The following is a 21,499-nucleotide window of genomic DNA, read 5'->3' on the forward strand; positions in this document are numbered from 1 at the left end:
GGGATTCAGGTCACCTGCTCGGGTCCGGGAAGAAGTCGGCTCATGGTCGACATGCGGCGCTGCACTCCGGCGATCTCGCGGACCGCTTGCCCGAGCAGGCTGCGGTCCAGCGGGGACAACTGCCTGACATCGAACCGATCGCCGGGCGGATCACCGTTGTCGAACTGTGCGACCTGATATCGCAGCCGAACGCGCTGCAGCACCTCGAAGACCTCGATGAGCGTCGACGCCTGATCGGTCGGCAACATCTCGCTGCCGGACGCCGCGCGCAGACGGCCGCGGGTGTCGACGTCGGTCGAACCCACAGTGACCGCGGCCCACCGCGCGATGTTGACGAGCGGTGTCACCGCATGCCCCTTGATGTCGACGATGTTGCCCCGACCGGTCAACACATCCCGCCGGGACCGCAACCGGGCACGCGTCGAAAGGGTTTCGGCCAGCAGCAGATTCATCGTCCGCGGGTCGCACCGCAACCCGGCGATCATCGCGACCGCAGGCGTCGCCGACACCGCGGCGCGCCCGCGGACAGGCCGGCCGTCGAGCATCAGCGATGTGAAGATCATGCCCTTGCCGGCGAGCGGATCATCGATCCACGCTCGCGCCGCCGTCTGCCACTGCGTGTGGGTCCGCGCGAACAGCGGCTTCGACGCGACGGCGCCGTTGTCGTCGACCCGCAGTCCCGCGTTCCGCAACACCTCGTCGACCTCACCGAAGGCTGCCCGATAGCGTTCGATCTCGCCGCCGGCCGAATCGTCGAAGGAGACAGCCGAATCCACGTCCGAGCTCAGCACCGGTTCCCGACGGGCGTTGCTGCCCAGCGACAACCAGGTGAACGCCGCGGGATCGAGTTCGGGATGTGCGGTCAGGACGACATCGAGCGCGCGACCGACGACCGCGTCGACGATCATGGACGCCGCGCGCGAGATCTCGTACGGCGGTCGGTCCCGGCGAACCTGGTCGGCCACGAACTGCGGCAGCCTGCGCGCATGCCCCTGCAGCTCCTCGACGTCGATCGAACGTCGGATCTGTTCGCGCAGCGGGATGCCCGCACCGACGGGGTCGGCGACGAAATCCCCCGCCCCGACGACACCGATCACCTCGCCGTCGGCGCCACGGACGGGGACGATCGCCAGATCGCGGTCGACGAGCTCGGTCAGCACGTCCATCGACGCCGCACCGGCATCGACGACGAACGCCGGTTCCGTGACGATCTCCCCGACCGAGGTGTCGACGCTGCGGCCGGCCGCGACCACCTCGGCCCGGATGTCGCCGTCGGTCAGCACGCCGAAGCTCCGGTCCGGCAGCGGGATCACCACGTAGTCCTGTCCGCGCTCGGTCATCAACGCGGCCGCCTGGCGGACGGTCATGTCGGCCCGGCCGATCACCGGTGCGGTGCGGAGCAGTTCGGCCACGGCGCTCGCCGCCGAGATCCCGCCGGCGTCCCGACGCCGCGCCACCGTCAGCTGCGGCTTCTCCTCACCGGCCATGTCTGCAGAGTCTAGGCGGGCCCGGGGTCTGCGAAGACCGTCGGCCGGTCGAATGATTCGGAGTCCGGCCGGCACACCGCGGGGCCYGGGTTCGGCTCGAAGGGAGCAGACACCCTCTCGGAGCAAAGGACCCCCGATGATCAAGCCGCACGTCGCCGCCGCGACCACCCTGCTGGCCGCTCTGGCCGTGGCAATGGGCACGACCGCCCCCGCAGCCGCCATCACGCCCGAGTACGCCGACACACTCACCGCCGGCCAGGGCATCCTGATCGGCGACGGCCTGTGTTCCATCGGGTTCTTCGGGACCAACGCCGACGGTGACCGTCTCGCCGTCACGGCCGGGCACTGCGCCGAGGGCGTCGGCGACGAGGTCACCACCACCGACGGCGAGACGATCGGTGAGGTCGTGGACTGGCAGGACGACGGCGGCACCCCCGACGGGTCGATCACGCTCGCCGATCCCCGCGGTTACACCGTCATCGCGATCGAGGACGACTGGGAGGTGGACCCCGTCTTCGCTACGGCGGCCGACCCCGAGGTCGGCGAACCGGTCGCCAAGACCGGCGAACGCACCGGGACGACCGTCGGCACCGTGACCGCCCTGCTGCATCAGGACGCCGCGCCCGAGCATCGTCTCGTCAACGCCGAACTCGTCGTCCTCGGCGGGGATTCGGGTTCACCGTGGTACCAGGAGACCCGTGGCGGACGGTATGTCCTCGTCGGGATCTCCTCGAGCGGCAACTTCGGCACGCAGAACCCCGACCAGGCGATCTCGACGGCCCAGACCATCGAAGGCCTCTACGAGCAGATCGCCGGATCCGGGTCGGCCTGGACCGACGGCTTCGAGATCAGCTTCGACACCGCCGACCGATCCTGACGCCGGCTTCCAGACGACACCGGGGCCCGCCGTCCGCAATGGACGGCGGGCCCCGGTGGGTCGTTCTCAGATCAGGCGTCGGCCTTCACCGCGTCATCCTTGACCGCGTCGGGGGCGGGCGCGTCGGCCTTGTCGGCGTCGTCGTCGACCGGGACGAGGCTGATCTTGCCGCGCTCGTCGATGTCGGCGATCTCGACGCGGAGCTTGGAGCCCACGTTGACCACGTCCTCGACCTTGTTGATGCGCTTGCCCTTGCCGAGCTTCGAGATGTGCACGAGGCCGTCGCGACCCGGGAGCAGCGACACGAAGGCGCCGAATGCGGTGGTCTTGACGACGGTGCCCAGGAAGCGCTCCCCGACCTTGGGCAGCTGCGGGTTGGCGATCGCGTTGATGCGGTCGATCGCCGCCTGCGCGGACGGACCGTCGGCCGCGCCGACGAACACGGTGCCGTCGTCCTCGATGGAGACGTTGGCGCCGGTCTCCTCGGTGATGCCGTTGATCGTCTTGCCCTTCGGGCCGATCAGCTCGCCGATCTTGTCCATCGGGATCTTGATGGTGGTGATCCGCGGCGCGAACGGGCTCATCTCGTCGGGCTCGTCGATGGCCTCGGCCATGACGTCGAGGATGGTCAGTCGGGCGTCCTTGGCCTGGCTGAGCGCACCCGCGAGCACCTGCGACGGGATGCCGTCGAGCTTGGTGTCGAGCTGCAGGGCGGTGACGAAGTCCTTGGTGCCCGCGACCTTGAAGTCCATGTCGCCGAAGGCATCCTCGGCGCCGAGGATGTCGGTCAGTGCGACATAACGGGTTTCGCCGTCGACGGTGTCGGAGACGAGGCCCATGGCGATGCCGGCGACCGGGGCGCGCAGCGGCACACCGGCATTCAGCAGCGACATGGTCGACGCACAGACCGAGCCCATCGAGGTCGAACCGTTGGAGCTCAGTGCCTCGGACACCTGGCGGATCGCGTACGGGAAGTCCTCGACGCTCGGCAGCACCGGCATCAGGGCACGCTCGGCGAGCGCACCGTGGCCGATCTCGCGACGCTTGGGCGATCCGACGCGACCGGTCTCACCGGTCGAGTACGGCGGGAAGTTGTAGTGGTGCATGTACCGCTTGGACGTCTCGGGTCCGAGCGAGTCGATCTGCTGCGCCATCTTGACCATGTCGAGTGTGGTGACACCCATGATCTGGGTCTCGCCGCGCTCGAACAGCGCACTGCCGTGGGCGCGCGGGATGATCGCGACCTCGGCCGAGAGTGCACGGATGTCGGTGATGCCGCGGCCGTCGATGCGGAAGTGGTCGGTCAAGATGCGCTGCCGGACGAGCTTCTTGGTCAGCGACCGGTAGGCCCCGCCGATCTCCTTCTCGCGGCCCGCGAACTGCTCGCCGAGCTGCTCGAGGACGTCGGCCTTGAGCTCGTCGGTCTTGTCGTCGCGCTCCTGCTTGCCGGCGATCGTCAGGATCTCCGACAGGCGATCGGTGGCGGCAGCCGCCACCGCGTCGTAGGCATCCGACTGGTACGCCGGGTACAGCGGGAACTCGGCCGTCTCCTTGGCCGCGGCGGCGGCCAGGGACTTCTGCGCCTCGCAGAGGCGGGCGATGAACGGCTTGGCGGCTTCGAGGCCCTCGGCGACGATCGCCTCGGTCGGTGCCTGCGCGCCGCCGGCGATGAGGTCGATGACGTTGTCGGTGGCCTCGGCCTCGACCATCATGATCGCGACATCGGCGCTGTCACCGGAGCCGGCGACGATGCGGCCCGCGACGACCATGTCGAACACGGCGCCCTCGAGCTGCTCGACGGTCGGGAACGCCACCCACTGGCCGGCCTTGTTCTCCTCGGTCGGGATGAGCGCGACACGCACGCCGCCGACCGGACCGGAGAACGGGAGACCCGCGAGCTGGGTGGAGGCGGACGCGGCGTTGATCGCGACGACGTCGTAGAGGTCGTTCGGGTTCAGCGAGAGGACGGTCACGACGACCTGGATCTCGTTGCGCAGACCGTCGACGAACGACGGACGCAGCGGACGGTCGATGAGACGGCAGGTCAGGATCGCGTCGGTCGAGGGGCGGCCCTCGCGACGGAAGAACGATCCGGGGATGCGGCCCGCGGCGTACATCCGCTCCTCGACGTCCACGGTCAGCGGGAAGAAGTCGAAGTGCTCCTTCGGGTGCTTCGACGCCGCGGTGGTCGAGAGCAGCATGTTCTCGTCGTCGAGGTAGGCGGTCACCGAACCGGCGGCCTGCAGCGCGAGGCGTCCGGTCTCGAACCGGATCGTGCGGGTGCCGAAGCTCCCGTTGTCGATGACGGCGGTCGCCTCGGTGATCGCGTCGTCGTAGTCGTCGGCGAAGTCTTCGGTGGTGTTCACATCTGTCATGTGGGGCGGAATCCCTTCGTAGCGGCTGCCGGTGGCGGCCGTCTGACGCGGCCACGAGAAGGTGGCCGCTTGTGCGGTTGGGGGTGGCCTTCGCGGAGGTGCGCAGCACGAACTCACGTGTCACGTCGAGTGAGCTCGCACAGCAGCGCACGCGCGGATCGGACCTACCCAGAACGCGCCGAGAATGTGCGGCAGCACGGTGAATGGCGCAGCGTGTCTGCGCCGGCTGAGTGCTCAGACGGCCTTCGATCGAAGCGGCCGGAATCCTGCGCGCCCGAGGGTTGCCCGGGCGAGGGTTCCGGCGGCCACTACCGAGGACCGATCTGGCTGGTCGTTCCGCACTGCCTCGAGTTCCGGCACGATCCGTCTGTCAGCGTATCACCGCCGACTGTCGATACCTCAATACGACGACCCCCGATACGACAAACCGGCCGCCCCCGTTTCGGGGGCGGCCGGTGGAAGTCGGGAGATCAGCGACGGTGGAGTCAGCGACGGAGGCCGAGACGCTCGATGAGCGAACGGTAGCGGTTGATGTCGACCTTGGCGACGTACTTCAACAGACGACGGCGACGGCCGACCAGCAGCAGCAGACCGCGGCGGCTGTGGTGATCGTGCTTGTGCTGCTTCAGGTGCTCGGTGAGGTCGGTGATGCGCTTGGTCAGCATCGCGACCTGGGCCTCGGGCGAGCCGGTGTCGGTCTCGTGCAGACCGTACTCGGCGAGGATTTCCTTCTTCTGCTCGACAGTCAAAGCCATGGAGATACTCCTGTTTCTCAGTACCGCGTCCGAAACAACCACGGTGCGCCACCGCGGACTGCAGCAACACCGACTGATCAGGCTACCGCCCGGGTGGCACCCGGCCCAAATCCACCGGGCTCAGCCCTCGGCCGCCGCCAGGATCTCGCGCGTCTTCGTCACGTCGTCGCCCATGGCGGTGATCAGGTCGTCGACCCCGTCGAACTGTTCCATCCCGCGGATGCGGTGCACGAAGTCGACGGCGACGTGCTGCCCGTAGAGGTCGGCGCTCTTGTCCAGGACGAACGCCTCGACCGTTCGGGTGCGGCCGGAGAAGGTGGGGTTGGTGCCGACCGACACCGCGGCCTGGTAGCGCTCCCCCGGTTCGACCTCGCCGACGACCGGACCCGCGCCCAGGATCGTGAACCAGGCGGCGTAGACGCCGTCGGCGGGGATGGCGGCGTACATCGGCGGGGCCACGTTGGCCGTCGGGTATCCGAGGTCGCGGCCACGGCCGTCGCCGCGCACCACCACTCCCTCGACCCGATGCGGACGGCCGAGCGCCTCGGTCGCGCGGTCGACGTCACCGGCCGCGACACACGAGCGGATGTAGGTCGACGAGAAGGTCACCGCATGTTCACCGAACAGCGAGACCGATTCCACCGAGAAGCCGAACTTCCCACCGAGTTCGGCGAGCTTGGCCACGTCGCCGGCCGCCTTGCGTCCGAACGTGAAGTTGTCGCCGACGACCACGACGGCCGCGTGCAACGTCTCCACGAGGATGTCGTGGGCGAAGTCCTTGGGCGACCGGGCGGCGAGTTCGGGTGTGAACGGCATGACGCAGAAGACGTCGATGCCGAGCTCCTCGGCCAGCTCGGCGCGTCGTGTCAGCGTCGTCAGTTGCGGCGGATGGGATCCCGGGCGGACCACCTCGGACGGGTGCGGGTCGAACGTCATCAGCACCGCCGGGACGCCGTGCTCCTTCGCCGCCTTCGTGGCGGCGTTGATGAGCTCGGCATGTCCCCGGTGAACACCGTCGAAGACACCTATGGTGACCACGCACCGTCCCCAGCCCGCGGGGATGTCGTCCAGACCTCGCCAACGCAACACGCGACCAGACTACGGGCACCCGGTGTTCCAAACCACCACCGCCACTCGCGTTTGCGGTGGGGTTAAGCTCTTGGTCATGCCTCGGGGAACGGATCGTCCGGTGACAGAACTGTCACAGGTGACCCAGGACTATCTGAAAGTGATCTGGACCAGCCAGGAGTGGGAAGACGTCAAGGTCACCACCAAGCTGCTGGCTCAATCCCTCGGCGTGTCCGCATCGACCGCGTCGGAGGCGATCCGCAAACTCGCCGACCAGGGCTTCGTCTCGCACGAACCGTACGGCGCGGTCACCCTCACCGCCGCGGGCCGGTCCGCCGCAGTCCTGATGGTGCGCCGCCACCGGCTGATCGAGACCTTCCTGGTGCGCGAGCTGGGCTACCGCTGGGATGAGGTCCACGACGAGGCGGAGATCCTCGAACACGCGGTGTCCGACCGGCTGATGGCCCGGCTCGATGCGAAACTCGGCTTCCCCGACCGGGATCCGCACGGCGACCCGATTCCCGCACTCGACGGCTCGATCCCCGCACCGGACGCGGCGCTCCTGGCTGACCTGGAGGTCGGGGCGTCGGGCGCCATCGCCCGGATCTCCGACACCGATCCCGAGATGCTGCGCTACTTCGACCAGGTGGGCGTCGCCCTCGACTGTGTGGTGACCGTCGCCGAGAAGCGCCCGTTCGCGGGCACGATCTCGGTGTCGCTCGACGACGGCGATCCCATCGACCTCGGCGACATCGCCGCGCGCGCCATCTTCGTCGTCCCGCGCGGCTGACCCGTTTCTTCGGCAGGGCGCGTCAGCGCAGAGTCGCCGGCCGCACCACCATCACCGAGCTCGCGCGGCGACCCTTTTCCTGGATCAGCGCGATCGCCTGTTCCCGCGGATCGACGACGACATAGATCTCCTTGCGGCCGATCGGCTCCAGCCATCGACCCTGACTGATCGACTCGGCCTCGTCGTCGTCGATGTCGCGACGCGGGAACGAGATCTTGACCGCCTCGTCGATGTCGAGGCTGACGCGCGGCTCGTCGCGGACGTCGTCGAGTGTTCGCGCGTGGTCGAGGGTGAACGGGCCGACCGCCGTCCGCCGGAGTTCGGTCAGGTGCCCGCCGACCCCGAGCGCGGCGCCGAGATCGCGCGCCAGTGACCGGATGTACGTGCCCGACGAACAGTCAACGGCCACATCGAGATCGACGAACGCCGCGTCGCGCCGGGCGTCGAGCAACTCGAAGCGGGACACGGTGACCGGGCGCGGCGCGAGGTCGAAGTCGGCTCCCGTCCGCACCAGTGCGTGCGCTCGCCGGCCGTCGACCTTGATGGCGCTGACCTTCGCCGGGACCTGCTGGATGTCACCGGTGAGATCGGCCATGGCCGTGGCGATGTCGGCGTCGAGGACCCCGGATGCGTCTGCCGTGTCGAGGATCTCGCCTTCGCGGTCGTCGGTCGTGGTGGACGCGCCGAGTCGGATCGTCGCCGTGTACGACTTCGTCGTCAGCGACAGCAGTCCGAGAAGCTTTGTGGCCCGCTCGATCCCGACGACCAGGACCCCGGTGGCCATCGGGTCGAGGGTGCCGGCGTGCCCGACGCGGCGGGTGTTGAAGATCTTCCGGCATCGGGAGACGACATCATGGCTGGTCATCCCGGCCGGCTTGTCGACGACGAGTAGGCCGGCGTTCTCGATGGTTGCGTCGGCCACGTCAGGTCAGCGCGATCGTGGTGGTGATGATGCCGCGCTCGACCAGCCAGCGTCCGGAGAACTCCAGCAGCGGCGGCCCACCGTCGGCGGCGGCCGGGTCGATGAGGATGCGGGAGGTGAACGTCCCCGACGTCGGGGTGGACTGTTCGAAGGTGATGTGGGCGTCCTCGAAGCCCAACCAGCGCTTGGCGACCGGGAACCAGGCCTTGTAGGTGGCCTCCTTGGCGCAGAACAGCAGCCGGTCCCAGTGCAGGTCACCCGACCGGGTCGCGAGCACCTCGCGCTCGGCGGGCAGGCTGGTGTGCTCGAGCACACCGTCGGGCAGGCGGTCGTGCGGCTCGGCATCGATGCCGAGGGAACGCACCGACATCGCGTAGGCGACCGTCGCGGCGCGGTAACCGTCGCAGTGGGTGAGGCTGCCCACGATCCCGGCCGGCCACACGGGTGCCCCCTTGTCCCCCTTGAGGATCGGGACGGGCTCGTGACCCAGCGCCCCCAGCGCCTGCCGGGCGCAGTGCCGAACGGTGGTGAACTCGCGACGACGCTTCTCCACCGCGCGCGAGATCAGGCTCTGCTCGGCCGGCAGCAGGACGAGATCCGGTGGATCGGCGAACGCCTCCGCCGAGGCGACGCCGGCCGGCAGGAGTTGTTCGATCATCGGTTGTCCTCTCGCGCTTGCCGTTCGGCTTGCCGCTCGGCCTGCCGTGTTCGTCGTTCCGCCTGCCGCTGCTCGACCCGCTGCCGGAACTCGGCGGCGCGTTCGGCGTAGTCGGGCGGCAGATCGAACCGGACGCCGTGCTCGGGCAGATCGGACGCGCCGAGGCCGTCTCCGGGAACGATGTTGCGCATCAGGGGGTTCGGGAGTCCCCGGCGCTTCCACTCCCGCGGGTAGCCGACCGACACCTCCTCGAACCGGATGCCGTCGTACCAGGTGGTCCGGGGGATGTGCAGGTGTCCGTACACGCAGCAGGCCGCGTTGAACTCGGTATGCCAGTCGGCGGTCAGCTCGCTGCCGCACCACAGCGCGAACTCCGGATAGATGAGCGCGTCACACGGTTCGCGGCGCAGCGGCCAGTGATTGATGAGGACCGTCTTCTCGGCGGGGTCGATGGCCTGCAGCCGACGCCGGGTGATCTCGATCCGCGCCCGGCCCCAGGCGTCCCGGGTTGGGAACGGCTCGGGCGACAGCAGGAACTCGTCGGTGGCCACCACATTGCGTTCCCGGGCGAGCGCGAGCGCGGTCAGTTTGTTGGCCGTGCCCTCCGGGCGGAAGGTGTAGTCGTAGAGCAGGAACATCGGGACCACGCGGACGGGATCGGAGCCATCGCCCGGATCGAACAGCGGGTAGATGTCCTCCGGGGTCACCACGCCGATATCGCGGCAGGCCTGGACGAGGTAGTCGTACCGCGCGACCCCGAACACCTGCAGCGGGTCCTTCGCCGTCGTGTACAGCTCGTGGTTGCCCGGGACCCACACGACGGTGGCGAACCTCGCCCGCAGACGACGCAGGGTGTCGACGATGTCGTCGGTGCGTTCGGCGACGTCACCGGCGACGATGAGCCAGTCGTCCGGCGACGTCGGCCGGATGCTGTCGATGATGTGCTCGTTGCCCCGATGTGCGATGTGCAGATCGCTGATCGCCCACAGAGTAGCCACGAGGATCCATCGTGCCAGAGGACCGCGATCAGGCGCGGACCGCACCTGCCCGGCGCCACCGGCCGGACCGGATCCGCCACACCACGGTGGCCAGACGCACGAGCATGAACACCACCAGGCCGGACCACACACCCGCGAGTCCCCAGTCGAACACGAGCGACAGCCAGATCAGCGGCAGGAACCCGATGAGGGCGCCGGCGAGGGTCGCGGTGCGCAGGAAGGCGGCGTCGCCGCTGCCGAGGAGCACGCCGTCGAGCGCGAAGACCACGCCGGCGATCGGCAACATGCCGACGAAGAACCACCAGGGCACCCCGACGGCGTCGAGGACGGCGGCGTCGGAGGTGAAGATACGCGGGATCAGCGTCGCACCGGCCGCGAAGAGGGCAGCCATCGCGGTGGCGGCGAACACGGACACCGCGGTGACGCGCCGGGCGACGGAGTCGGCTGCGCCGAGTCGTCCCGCTCCCAGCGCCGCGCCCACCAGCGCCTGGGCGGCGATGGCCACCGAGTCGAGGAACAGAGCCATGAACTCCCACAGCTGCAGCACGAGCTGGTGCGCCGCCACCTGGGCGACCCCGAATCGCGCCGCGACCGCGGCCGCCGAGACGAAGCAGATCTGGAACGACAGACTGCGCACGATGAGATCCCGCGCCATGACCAGTTGCGCGCGGATGATCGACCAGTCGGGTGCGAAGGCGCGCGAGCCGGGCCCGTGGCCGGCACCCACGGCGACCCGCCGTGCCTCGCGGACCACCCGCACGGCGAACAGCACGCCCATCACACCCTGTCCGATCACGTTGGCCACCGCGCTGCCGTCGAGACCGAGACGCGGGAACGGGCCGACGCCGTGGACCAGTCCGACGACGAGAACCGCGGCGAGGGACAACCCGACCACGACGTAGACGACGGGACGGCGAGTGTCCTGAACGCCGCGCATCCACCCGTTCCCGGCCATCGACAGCAGGATCAGCGGAACGCCGAACATCGCGATCCGCAGCCAGCCCGCCGCATCCTCGGCCACCGCGGCGGACTCCGGCGACGACGTCCCGACCAGCAGACGCATCACGACCGGGGCGCACGGGTAGGCGACGGCGACGATCAGGACGCCGACCGCCACGGCTATCCAGCTCGCCTGCACGCCTTCGACGACGGCGCCGGGCCGGTCACCGGAGCCGAAGCGACGCGCGGAGCGGGCGGTGGTGCCGTAGGACAGGAAGGTCAGCTGCGTGCTGACGATCGAGAGCACCAGGGTGCCGACGCCGAGAGCGGCCAGTTGTTCGCCGCCGAGGCGTCCGACGACCGCCAGGTCCAGCAGGAGGTACAGCGGCGGCGCGATGAGGACGGCGAGAGCCGAGACGGTGAGGGTGGCGATGCGTGCCACGCCCGGGGCGTCCCCGGCATCCGGCTCCGACGCGAGGCTCAGAGCGACTCCAGCAACCTGGCGACCACCTCGTCGGCGGTACCGGTGTCGCTGTACCCGGAGGCCTGACGATGCCCGCCGCCGCCGTGCGCCCGGGCGATCGGTACGAGATCGACGATGTCCTTGGACCGCAGCGAGACCGTCCAGACACCCGGCTCGCCCTCCTTGAACACCGCTGCCACCTCGGCCTCACGGGCGGTCCGGATGGTGTCCACGACGCTCTCGGACTCCTCCCAGCTCATCCCGGCCAGCGCCTGCTGGTCGACCACGGCGTACACCAGACCCTCACCGTCGCAGGCGGTCGGTACGAGCTGCGCCGACGCCAGGACACCCGACATCATCGAGAACCAGGCGAACGGATGGGAGTCGAACAGGATCCGGCTCCACTTCCGTGTGTCGACGCCGGTCTCCAGGAGCCGGGCCGCGACCCGGAACGACGCCGGACGGGCCCAGCGGAACGAGCCGGTGTCGGTGCTGAGGCCGGCGTAGACGCAGGTGGCGATGTCGGCGTCGAGTTCGACACCCAGGTCGTCGAGGACGTCGAGCACCAGCACGGCGGTGCAGTCGGCGGCCGGGTCCACCAGGTCGAGATCGCCGAAACCGGGGTTCGACGCGTGGTGGTCGATGACGATCGAGGTCTGCGCCGCGGTGAACGTCTCACCGAGCGAGTCCAGCCGCTCGAGGTTGGCGGCGTCGACCGCGACCACCAGTGGGTGTCCGACGACCTGCGCGGGAGCGCACAGCAACTTGCCACCGGGCAGCCCGGCGAGCGACGCCGGGAGCTGTTCGGTCCCCGGGTAGGAGACCTCGACGTCGACGCCCCGGCGGTCGAGTGCCAGCCCCAGCGCCAGACCGCTGCCGATCGTGTCCGCATCGGGGCGGACATGACAGCAGATGGTCACCGCGGTCGCGGAGGCCAGCGTCGCGGCGATCGCCGCACTCGACGAACTGCTCACTCGCGGGTACCGGTGGTGTCATCGTCCGCCGACCGGTACGGGTCGGACTCCCCCGCCGGCTTCGCCTCGGCAGCGCGTCGGGCGACGAGTTCGTCGTTCGCGCGGGCGCGGGCGACGAGCTCCTCCATCTGACGCGCGGCATCGGGAACCGTGTCGAGTACGAAGCGCAGGGTCGGGGTGAAGCGCACCCCGGTACCCGCACCGACCTTCGACCGCAGCACGCCGGTCGCCTTCGCCAGACCCGCGGCCGCGGCCTCGAAGTCGGGTTCGGCGTCGATGGATTCACCCATCACGGTGTAGTAGATCGTCGCATCGTGGAGATCGTTGGTCACCCGGGCATCGGTGACCGTCACATACGCCAGTCGCGGATCCTTGATCTCGTGCGCGATCGCCGACGCGACGATCGACGAGATCCGCTTGGCCAGGCGCTGAGCCCGTGCCGGATCTGCCATTCCAGGACTCCTTCCATAGCGCTGCGTGCGCGCCGACCGGAGACCGGTCGGCGCGCACCACAGCTGTCGAGATGTCGTACGAGGGTGGTCGTCGCCGCGATCAGTCGCGCGGCTTCTCCCGCAGCTCGTAGGTCTCGATCACGTCGTCCACCTTGATGTCCGAGTAGGTCAGCGTGAGACCACATTCGTAGCCTTCGCGAACCTCGGTGGCATCGTCCTTCTCACGCTTGAGCGACGACACGGTGAGGTTCTCGGCGACCACCACGTTGTCGCGCAGCAGGCGGGCCTTGGCGTTACGCCGCATGATGCCCGACTGCACGAGGCAACCGGCGATGTTGCCGACCTTCGACGACTTGAAGATCGCGCGGATCTCGGCGCGGCCGAGCTCCACCTCTTCGTAGATCGGCTTGAGCATGCCCTTGAGCGCGCTCTCGATCTCGTCGATGGCCTGGTAGATCACCGAGTAGTACCGGATGTCGACGCCCTCGCGGTTGGCCAGCTCGGTGGCCTTGCCCTCCGCCCGGACGTTGAAGCCGATGATGATCGCATCCGAGGCCGCGGCCAGGTTGACGTTGGTCTCGGTGACGCCACCGACACCGCGGTCGATGATCCGCAGCGAGACCTCGTCGCCCATCTCGATGTTCAGCAGGGCCTCTTCGAGGGCCTCGACCGTACCCGAGTTGTCACCCTTGAGGATGAGGTTGAGCTGGCTGGTCTCCTTGAGAGCCGAATCCAGGTCTTCCAGGCTGATCCGCTTGCGGCTGCGTGCCGCCAGCGCGTTGCGCTTGCGCGCGTTGCGCCGGTCGGCGATCTGCCGGGCGATGCGGTCCTCCTCGACCACGAGCAGGTTGTCGCCTGCGCCGGGGACCGAGGTGAAGCCGATGACCTGGACCGGACGCGACGGCAGCGCCTCGGGGACGTCGTCGCCGTGTTCGTCGACCATGCGTCGGACACGTCCGTAGGCGTCGCCGGCGACGATCGAGTCGCCGACCTTGAGCGTGCCGCGCTGGACCAGCACGGTCGCCACCGGGCCGCGGCCGCGGTCGAGGTGCGCCTCGATGGCGACACCCTGGGCGTCCATGTCCGGGTTCGCACGCAGGTCCAGCGACGCGTCCGCGGTGAGCAGGACGGCCTCGAGCAGCGCGTCGATGTTCTCGCCCTGCTTGGCCGAGATGTCGACGAACATGGCGTCGCCGCCGTACTCCTCGGGGACCAGACCGTATTCGGTCAGCTGCCCGCGGATCTTCTGCGGGTCGGCGCCTTCCTTGTCGATCTTGTTCACCGCGACCACGATCGGCACGTCGGCCGCCTGGGCGTGGTTGACCGCCTCCACCGTCTGCGGCATGACGCCGTCGTCGGCCGCGACCACGAGGATCGCGATGTCGGTCGCCTTGGCGCCGCGGGCACGCATGGCGGTGAACGCCTCGTGACCCGGGGTGTCGATGAAGGTGATCAGGCGATCCTCACCATTGAGGTGGGTGTTCACCTGGTAGGCACCGATGTGCTGCGTGATGCCGCCGGCCTCGCCCTCCCGGACGTTGGCCTTACGGATCGTGTCGAGCAGTCGGGTCTTACCGTGATCGACGTGGCCCATGACGGTGACCACCGGCGGACGCTGTTCGAGGTCTTCCTCGCCGCCCTCGTCCTCGCCGTAGGTGAGGTCGAAGCTGTCGAGCAGCTCGCGGTCCTCGTCCTCGGGGCTGACCACCTGGACGCGGTAGTTCATCTCCGAGCCGAGCAGCTCGAGCGTCTCGTCGTTGACCGACTCGGTCGCCGTCACCATCTCGCCGAGATTGAACAGCGCCTGGACCAGCGAAGCCGGGTTGGCGTCGATCTTGTCGGCGAAGTCGGACAGCGACGCACCGCGGGCAAGACGGATGATCTCGCCGTTGCCGCGCGGCAGTCGGACGCCACCGACGGCCGGTGCCTGCATGTTCTCGTACTCGGCGCGTTTCGCCCGCTTCGACTTGCGACCACGGCGCGGTGCACCACCGGGACGACCGAAGGCGCCTGCTGCGCCGCCGCGTCCACGGCCGCCACCGCCACCGCCGCCGGGACGACCGCGGAAACCGCCACCGGGAGGTCCTCCCGGTGCACCGGCTCCGCCGCCACCGCCGCGGTAACCACCGCCGCCGCCGGGGCCACCACGGCCTCCGCCGGCACCGCCGCGACCACCCGGACGGGCGTCGGGACGGGCCGCACGCGACGGCATGGCGCCGGGACTCGGCCGCGGGGGCATGTTCCCGGGATTGGGACGGGGACCGCCCTGGCCGGGAGCGGGACGACCGCCACCGGGACGCGGACCACCCTGGCCGGCGGCGCCGGGACGGCCACCGCCGGGACGCGGACCGCCCTGACCCGGTCCGGGACGGGCAGCCGGACGCGGCGCGGGCGCCGGTGCCGACGAATACGGGTTGTTGCCCACCCGCGGCGTACGCGGACCCGGCTTCGGGCCGGGACGCGGACCCGGGCTCGACGTGGGGGCAGACGGTGCTGCCGACGCGGCCGGGGCCTGCGGCGCCGGTGCCGCGGGAGCGGGACGCGGGCTGGGACGTTCCGCCGCGGGGGCGGGCGCCGGGGCCGGGGTCTCCGCCGGTGCGGGTGCGGGCTTGGGGGCGCCCGGCTTCGGCGCGTTGGGGCGCGGGCCGGGGCTCGGACGGTCGGCGACCGGCGCCGACGGGGTTGCGGGTGCACCGGGCTTCGGTGCGTTCGTGTTGCCGGACGGCTTGGGTCCGGGCTTGGCGCTCTGGCGCGGGCCGGGGGCCGGGGACGACTTGGAGTCCTTGGCTCCCCCGTCCTTGCCGGGGAACGATTCACGCAGTCGACGGGCCACGGGGGCCTCTACCGTCGACGACGCCGATTTGACGAACTCGCCTTGCTCCTTCAGACGCTCGAGCACCTGCTTGCTCGTGACGCCGAGCTCTTTGGCCAGTTCGTGCACGCGGGCTTTGCCTGCCACTGCTCTCCTCACTTGGAGGCCAAGCGGCTCACCCGCTACGGCCTCGATTTAAGTCCGGTACATGCTCATCGTGACTTCACGGTGTGCTCATGTCTTCTGCTACCTGTTCCGGCTCCGGGGAGCCATCCTCTGGTGGGTGATCGCGCCGAGCTGTTCGGTGAGATCGTCCGGGTCCACGGTCAGACCGGGGGTCCGGAGTGCCGCGGCGAAGGCCCGGCGTCGCGTCGCGGTGGAGATGCACTCCGACCGCGCGTGCAGCCACGCGCCTCGTCCCGGCATGGTCTTCGCGGGATCGACCACGACTGTCGGGGTGTCACCGCACAGCTGTGCGACGACACGGACCAACTCGCCGGCCTCTGCCCGCTGCCGGCAACCGATGCACATCCGGATGGGTGTGCCGCCGGCAGGCGAACGGGGGGCGGATCGCTGAACCATCGATCAGTCTAGCGCGAGCGGGCCCGGCGGGGACAATCGGCCGCTGCGCGTCACTCCGGCCCGCCCTCGGCCGCCGGCGCGGCGTCGGACCGGATGTCGATCCGCCACCCGGTGAGCCGGGCCGCGAGCCGGGCGTTCTGGCCCTCTTTGCCGATGGCCAGCGACAGCTGGTAGTCCGGCACGATGACCCGCGCGGCCTTGGCGGCAGCGTCGACGACCGTCACCGAGACAACCTTCGCGGGCGACAACGCATTCCCGACGAAGACCGCCGGGTCGGTGTCGAAGTCGATGATGTCGATCTTCTCGCCGGCGAGTTCGCTCATCACGTTCCGTACGCGCTGGCCCATCGGACCGATGCACGCGCCCTTCGCGTTGAGGCCGGCCACGCCGGTGTGCACCGCGATCTTCGACCGGTGGCCAGCCTCGCGCGCCACGGCGACGATCTCGACGCTGCCGTCCTCGATCTCGGGCACTTCGAGGGAAAACAGTTTGCGCACCAGGTTCGGGTGGGTCCGGGACAGGGTGATCTGCGGACCGCGTGGTCCGCGGCTCACGCCGACGACGTAGCACTTGATCCGGTCGCCGTGGGTGTAGACCTCGCCGGGCACCTGCTCGGCCGGCGGGATGATGCCCTCGGTGGAATTGGCGTCGCTGCCGATCTGGACGACGACCATCCCGCGTGCGTTTGCGCGCGAGTCCTGCTGCACGACGCCGCCGACGATCTCACCCTCGTGGGCGACGAGGTCGCCGAAGTTCTTCTCGTTCTCGGCGTCGCGCAGGCGCTGGAGGATGACCTGCCGTGCGGTCGTCGCCGCGATGCGGCCGAAACCCTCGGGGGTGTCGTCCCATTCGTGGACGACGTTCCCGTCCTGGTCGACCTCCTGCGCCATCACGCGGACGGCGCCGGACTTGCGGTTGACGTCGACACGGGCGTGCGGCGCGAAACCGTCGGTGTGGCGGTAGGCCGTCAGCAGAGCGGTCTCGATGGCGGTGATGACGGTCTCGATCGAGATGCCCTTGTCGGCCTCGATCATGCGCAGGGCGGCGATGTCGATGTTCATGTCGTCGGTCTCCTATTCACTTGTCGTGTTCATTTGTGGTGTTCAGTTGTCGCGCGGCGGCGGGGGCGCGGCGCGCTTCGATCTCGTCGGGTTCGAGGCCGCACAGTTCGAGCTCGCGGACGCTCGGCTGAGAGAAATCCACCTGCACCACGGCTTTGGTCACCGAGGCGAGGTCGACGGTCTCCACCGCGATCCGCCCCTTGTGGTTCGCGACCACCTCGACCGCCGGCGCCGGGTCGTCGAGCAGCCTGCCGATGCGTCCGGCGACGGTGCGCGGCTGCGATCCGGGTCCGCCGTCGACCTCCACGACGACGCGCCGACCGGTGTTGCGACGCCAGTGCCGGGGCAGGGTCAGCGGGCTGTCGACGCCGCGCGAGGTGACCTCGAGCACATAGGCGAGGTCGGCGAAGTCGGGCGTGGCGTCGAGGAGGTCGGAGATCTCGGTGCTGAGTCCGGCGAGGACGTCGAGGTCGCTGCCACCGTCGCGGTCGACCACGATCGACAGTTCCTCCTGGCCGTCCCGGCTGCGCACCGTGATGTCCTCGAGGTCGAATCCCCGCTCGGCGACGAGCTTTTCGACGAGTTCGCGCACCTGCGTCGGGCTGATCGGCATGCCACTCCCCTCGTCTTCAGTTGTCGGGCCGTGCCGGGTCTCGCACGACGTTGCTCCGAACATCCTAGTGGATCGATCGCGCGGAGAACTGCTGGCATGATGTCCCGGGTGAGCATGCCCCCGATCGAGCGACGGACCCTGCGGCACCCGATCGACCGGCGCACCGCCTTGCGCGGCGGACTCCTCGCGGGCGCCGTCGTCGTCGGCGCCGGGGCGGCCGGCGTCGGACTGACCGGTTGCGATTCGTCGCCCTCCGCGGAGACCCTGTTGGCCGAGAGCCTGGTGCCCCTGGTGCGCTCGGCGTCCGCGGACGAGAGCACCGCGCGCGCCCTGGTCGCCGTCGAGCCCGCCTATGCCACCGCACTTGGTGTCGTGGCCGATCAGCGCGCCCAGCACGCTCGCGCACTGCGCGAGGAGATCATCCGGCTCGACCAGGAGGTGGCGGCGACACTCGACCGTCCCGCCACCTCGGCGACCGCCTCGACTTCCCCGGCGGGTGCCCCACCGGCCCCACCGTCCCTCGCTCGACTGCGCGTCGATCTCGACGCCGCGGCCGGGCAGGCCCGCCGGGTCGCGCTCGGCGCCGCCGGGTACGCAGCCGGGCTGACCGGGTCGGTCGCCGCGGCCGTCACTTCGATGCGAGAGGTGCAACTGGCATGACGTCCCCCGTGAACACACCGGCGTCGAACTCACCGGCCGCGCAAGCAGATCCCGACGACCCGCTGGTCGTCGCCGCCGAGACCGAGAACGCCGCGATCTTCACCTACGGCGTCATCACCGCCTTCGTCGCCGCCTCCCGTCGACGCACCGTCGCCGAGTACGCCGACGCCCATCGCGCCCGACGCGACGAGATCGACCGGACGATCGAGGCGGCGGGGAACACGCCGCCGCTGGCGGCCGCCGGCTACACGCTGCCGATCGAGGTCACCGACCCGACCACGGCGGCCCGCGCCGCGCTCGGCGCCGAGAACGACTGTGCGAGCGCCTATCGTGCGTTGCTGGAGCAGGCCGACGACGAGACCGGACGCCGGATCGGCGCCGATGGGCTGTCGGRGAGCGCGGTGCGCGCCGCGCGCTGGCGGGTGGCTCTGCAGGAGAGCCCGGTCACGGTGGCGTTCCCCGGGTCTCCCGCAGGCGGCTGAGCCGGCTCAGCCGCGGGCGGCCGCCACCACCGCGTCGACCGCGGTGTCGACCGCGACCTCGGCGGCCTCACCGGTGAAGCGGTCGCGGATCTCGATCATGCCGTTGGCATATCCGCGGCCGACGACCACGACGGTCGGCATGCCGAGGAGTTCGGCGTCCTTGAACTTCACGCCGGGCGACGCCTTCCGATCGTCCAGGAGCACCTCGAGACCGGCCGCGTCGAGGTCGGCGGCGAGCTGCTCGGCGCCGGCGACGGCGGCCTCGTCCTTGTTGGCGATGACGAGGTGAACCGCGAACGGCGCCACCGACTTCGGCCAGCGCAGACCCTTGTCGTCGTGGGACTGCTCGGCAATGACCGCGACGAGACGCGACACCCCGACACCGTAGGAACCCTGGGTCAGGCGGACCGGCTTGCCGTTCTCGCCGAGGACGTCCACCTCGAAGGCGTCGGTGTACTTCTGGCCGAGCTGGAAGATGTGCCCGATCTCGATGCCCTTGGCACTCACCAGGGGTCCGGCGCCGTCCGGCGACGGATCGCCGTCGCGGATCTCGGCAGCCTCGACCGTCCCGTCGGGCGTGAAATCGCGGCCGGCGACCAGACCGACGCAGTGCCGGCCCGGCTCATCGGCGCCGGTGATCCAGGACGTCCCCTCGACCACCCGCGGATCGACGAGGTAGCGGATGCCGTTGTCGGCCAGCGCCTTCGGTCCGATGTATCCCTTGACCAGGAACGGGTTGGCGGCGAAGTCGGCGTCGGTGAGCAATTCGACCTCGGCGGGTTCGACGGACGCCTCGAGACGCTTGAAGTCGACCTCGCGATCGCCCGGGACACCGATGCCGGTGATCTCCCAGTCACCGCCCGGCACACGGAGTTTCACGAGCACGTTCTTGAGGGTGTCGGCGCCGGTGTACTGCCCGTCGAGCGTCGCGTTCGCCCAGTCGACCAGGCTGTCGATCGTCGGGGTACCGGGCGTGTCGTGGACGACCGCCGCGGGCAGGTCGTCGTAGGGCAGCGGGTCGGGCGCGCGGGTGATGACCGCTTCGACGTTGGCGGCGTAGCCGGATTCGACGCAGCGCACGAACGTGTCCTCGCCGACCGCCGACTCGGCCAGGAACTCCTCGGAGGCGCTGCCACCCATCGCGCCGGAGGTCGCGGCGACGATGACGTACTCGATCCGCAACCGCTCGAAGATCTTCTGATACGCCTCACGGTGCGCGTTGTAGGCGGTCTTGAGTCCGTCGTCGTCGAGGTCGAAGGAGTAGGCGTCCTTCATCACGAACTCACGTCCGCGGAGGATGCCCGCGCGCGGCCGTTCCTCGTCGCGGTATTTGGTCTGGATCTGGTAGAGGATGACCGGCATGTCCTTGTACGACGAGTACTCGCCCTTGACCAGCGTCGCGAACAGTTCCTCATGGGTCGGGCCGAGGAGCATGTCGGCACCCTTGCGGTCCTTGAGGCGGAAGAGCGAGTCGCCGTATTCGGTCCAGCGGTTGGTGGTGTCGTAGGGCTCGCGGGGCAGCAGGGCGGGCAGCAGGATCTCCTGGCCGCCGATGGCGTTCATCTCCTCGCGGACGACGTTCTCGATCGCCTTCAGCACGCGTAGACCGAGCGGCAGCCACGAGTACACACCGGGCGCGACTCGGCGGATGTAGCCGGCTCTGACCAGCAGCTTGTGGCTGGGGACCTCCGCGTCGGCGGGGTCGTCGCGCAGGGTCCGCAGGAACAGGGTCGACATGCGTGTGATCACGACCAACCAGCTTAGTTATGGTGTTGCGGTGCTCGTCATCCTGCCTCCCTCCGAAACGAAATCCGACGGCGGGCGCGGCGCTCCCCTGGATCTCGACACGCTGTCCTTCCCCGAGCTGAACCCGGTCCGCAAGCAGGTCGCCGACGCGCTCGTCGCCCTGGCTGCCGACCTCGAGGCCAGTCGTACCGCGCTCGGGCTCGGCGCCACCCAGCTCGACGAGGTCGACCGCAACGCCGACCTGTGGCTGTCCCCCACCCGGCCGGCTCTCGAGCGCTACACCGGCGTCCTCTACGACGCCCTCGATCACCGGTCGCTGACTCGGGCAGGCAAGACCAAGGCCGCCGACCGGCTGGCGATCGGGTCGGCGCTGTTCGGTGTCGTGCGGGCACCGGATCCGATTCCCGCGTATCGACTCTCGGGCGGGTCCAAACTGCCCGGGATGCCGACCCTGGCGGCGCTGTGGAAACCGGACCTGTCCCCCGCGCTGGACGCGGTCGACGACTTCGTCGTGGACCTGCGCTCGGGCGTCTACCACCAGCTCGGTCCGGTGCGCGGCGCGGTGACGGCGACCGTGATGACCGAACAACCGGACGGCTCACGCAAGGTGGTCAGCCATTTCAACAAGCACTACAAAGGTCTGATGGCCCGCGAGCTGGTCCGCACGCGGCGTTCCGTACGCGACGTGAACGGTGTGGCCGCGGTCCTCGCCGACGCCGGGCAGCGGGTCGAGATCGAAGCGCCGGACCGCATCGTCGTACTGACCGACTGACCCGGCACCGAGG

Annotated in this window: 20 protein-coding genes; 5 read left to right on the forward strand and 15 right to left on the reverse strand. The window is 69.7% G+C overall.

Features of this window, described 5'->3' with window-relative positions; translation table 11 throughout:
- Positions 1-5 precede the first annotated feature (5 nt).
- The gene (locus tag A9310_RS00440; protein ID WP_065628944.1) at positions 6-1,487 is read right to left on the reverse strand and encodes a putative nucleotidyltransferase substrate binding domain-containing protein; all 1,482 of its coding nucleotides are present in this window, start codon (positions 1,485-1,487) and stop codon (positions 6-8) included.
- A gap of 136 nt (positions 1,488-1,623) precedes the next feature.
- Here A9310_RS00440 and A9310_RS00445 point away from each other — a divergent pair, with 136 nt between their 5' ends.
- On the forward strand, positions 1,624-2,364 hold the full coding sequence (locus tag A9310_RS00445) for a hypothetical protein (protein WP_058250141.1): 741 nt from the start codon (positions 1,624-1,626) through the stop codon (positions 2,362-2,364).
- A gap of 71 nt (positions 2,365-2,435) precedes the next feature.
- Here A9310_RS00445 and A9310_RS00450 read toward each other — a convergent pair whose 3' ends face one another.
- The 3 genes from A9310_RS00450 to A9310_RS00460 all read right to left on the reverse strand — a co-directional run bounded on the left by A9310_RS00450 (position 2,436) and on the right by A9310_RS00460 (position 6,583).
- Entirely contained in the window at positions 2,436-4,739 is a 2,304-nt protein-coding gene (locus A9310_RS00450; protein WP_058250140.1) for a polyribonucleotide nucleotidyltransferase, read from the reverse strand.
- Between the two features lie 485 nt (positions 4,740-5,224).
- Positions 5,225-5,494 (reverse strand): 30S ribosomal protein S15, encoded by a 270-nt coding sequence (rpsO, locus tag A9310_RS00455; protein ID WP_004021887.1) that lies wholly within the window; start codon positions 5,492-5,494, stop codon positions 5,225-5,227.
- Between the two features lie 120 nt (positions 5,495-5,614).
- Positions 5,615-6,583, reverse strand: coding sequence for a bifunctional riboflavin kinase/FAD synthetase (locus A9310_RS00460; protein ID WP_078112280.1), 969 nt, complete (start codon positions 6,581-6,583; stop codon positions 5,615-5,617).
- A gap of 76 nt (positions 6,584-6,659) precedes the next feature.
- Here A9310_RS00460 and A9310_RS00465 point away from each other — a divergent pair, with 76 nt between their 5' ends.
- Positions 6,660-7,352, forward strand: a complete 693-nt coding sequence (locus A9310_RS00465) for a metal-dependent transcriptional regulator (protein ID WP_065628946.1) — start codon at positions 6,660-6,662, stop codon at positions 7,350-7,352.
- 22 nt (positions 7,353-7,374) lie between these two features.
- On the opposite strand, the gene truB is transcribed toward A9310_RS00465, so the two are convergent.
- The 10 genes from truB to rimP all read right to left on the reverse strand — a co-directional run bounded on the left by truB (position 7,375) and on the right by rimP (position 17,826).
- Complete coding sequence (gene truB / locus A9310_RS00470) at positions 7,375-8,274, reverse strand: tRNA pseudouridine(55) synthase TruB (protein WP_065628947.1); 900 nt, start codon at positions 8,272-8,274, stop codon at positions 7,375-7,377.
- Position 8,275: 1 nt separating this feature from the next.
- The gene (locus A9310_RS00475; protein WP_065628948.1) at positions 8,276-8,932 is read right to left on the reverse strand and encodes a 4'-phosphopantetheinyl transferase; all 657 of its coding nucleotides are present in this window, start codon (positions 8,930-8,932) and stop codon (positions 8,276-8,278) included.
- On the reverse strand, positions 8,929-9,930 hold the full coding sequence (locus A9310_RS00480) for a metallophosphoesterase (protein WP_175401038.1): 1,002 nt from the start codon (positions 9,928-9,930) through the stop codon (positions 8,929-8,931). The genes A9310_RS00475 and A9310_RS00480 overlap by 4 nt, the downstream gene beginning before the upstream one ends.
- Positions 9,931-9,958: 28 nt before the next feature.
- Positions 9,959-11,311, reverse strand: a complete 1,353-nt coding sequence (locus tag A9310_RS00485) for an MATE family efflux transporter (protein WP_175401039.1) — start codon at positions 11,309-11,311, stop codon at positions 9,959-9,961.
- A 38-nt stretch (positions 11,312-11,349) separates the two neighbouring features.
- Positions 11,350-12,306: a bifunctional oligoribonuclease/PAP phosphatase NrnA gene (locus A9310_RS00490; protein ID WP_058250134.1), complete on the reverse strand. Its 957-nt coding sequence runs from the start codon at positions 12,304-12,306 to the stop codon at positions 11,350-11,352.
- On the reverse strand, positions 12,303-12,758 hold the full coding sequence (gene rbfA, locus A9310_RS00495; RefSeq protein WP_065628950.1) for a 30S ribosome-binding factor RbfA: 456 nt from the start codon (positions 12,756-12,758) through the stop codon (positions 12,303-12,305). The genes A9310_RS00490 and rbfA overlap by 4 nt, the downstream gene beginning before the upstream one ends.
- 100 nt (positions 12,759-12,858) lie before the next feature.
- Complete coding sequence (gene infB, locus A9310_RS00500) at positions 12,859-15,717, reverse strand: translation initiation factor IF-2 (protein WP_065628951.1); 2,859 nt, start codon at positions 15,715-15,717, stop codon at positions 12,859-12,861.
- A 99-nt stretch (positions 15,718-15,816) separates the two neighbouring features.
- Positions 15,817-16,101 carry a YlxR family protein gene (locus A9310_RS00505; protein WP_058250131.1) on the reverse strand — a complete coding sequence of 95 codons (285 nt, stop codon included), beginning with the start codon at positions 16,099-16,101 and terminating at the stop codon, positions 15,817-15,819.
- A gap of 101 nt (positions 16,102-16,202) precedes the next feature.
- A complete protein-coding gene (gene nusA, locus A9310_RS00510) occupies positions 16,203-17,213 on the reverse strand; it encodes a transcription termination factor NusA (RefSeq protein WP_058250130.1) in 1,011 nt (336 codons plus the stop codon).
- 16 nt (positions 17,214-17,229) lie between these two features.
- Positions 17,230-17,826 (reverse strand): ribosome maturation factor RimP, encoded by a 597-nt coding sequence (gene rimP, locus A9310_RS00515; protein ID WP_065628952.1) that lies wholly within the window; start codon positions 17,824-17,826, stop codon positions 17,230-17,232.
- A gap of 96 nt (positions 17,827-17,922) precedes the next feature.
- Here rimP and A9310_RS00520 point away from each other — a divergent pair, with 96 nt between their 5' ends.
- Complete coding sequence (locus tag A9310_RS00520; RefSeq protein WP_065628953.1) at positions 17,923-18,486, forward strand: hypothetical protein; 564 nt, start codon at positions 17,923-17,925, stop codon at positions 18,484-18,486.
- Positions 18,483-18,968: a ferritin-like domain-containing protein gene (locus A9310_RS00525; RefSeq protein WP_065628954.1), complete on the forward strand. Its 486-nt coding sequence runs from the start codon at positions 18,483-18,485 to the stop codon at positions 18,966-18,968. The genes A9310_RS00520 and A9310_RS00525 overlap by 4 nt, the downstream gene beginning before the upstream one ends.
- Positions 18,969-18,974: 6 nt before the next feature.
- Here A9310_RS00525 and A9310_RS00530 read toward each other — a convergent pair whose 3' ends face one another.
- Complete coding sequence (locus tag A9310_RS00530) at positions 18,975-20,705, reverse strand: proline--tRNA ligase (RefSeq protein WP_065629076.1); 1,731 nt, start codon at positions 20,703-20,705, stop codon at positions 18,975-18,977.
- Here A9310_RS00530 and yaaA point away from each other — a divergent pair.
- Positions 20,704-21,486 carry a peroxide stress protein YaaA gene (gene yaaA / locus A9310_RS00535; protein ID WP_171011579.1) on the forward strand — a complete coding sequence of 261 codons (783 nt, stop codon included), beginning with the start codon at positions 20,704-20,706 and terminating at the stop codon, positions 21,484-21,486. The genes A9310_RS00530 and yaaA overlap by 2 nt on opposite strands.
- Positions 21,487-21,499 lie beyond the last annotated feature (13 nt).

The organism is Gordonia sp. UCD-TK1 (assembly GCF_001691435.1).
In the GTDB taxonomy this organism is placed as follows: Bacteria; Actinomycetota; Actinomycetes; order Mycobacteriales; family Mycobacteriaceae; genus Gordonia; species Gordonia hongkongensis.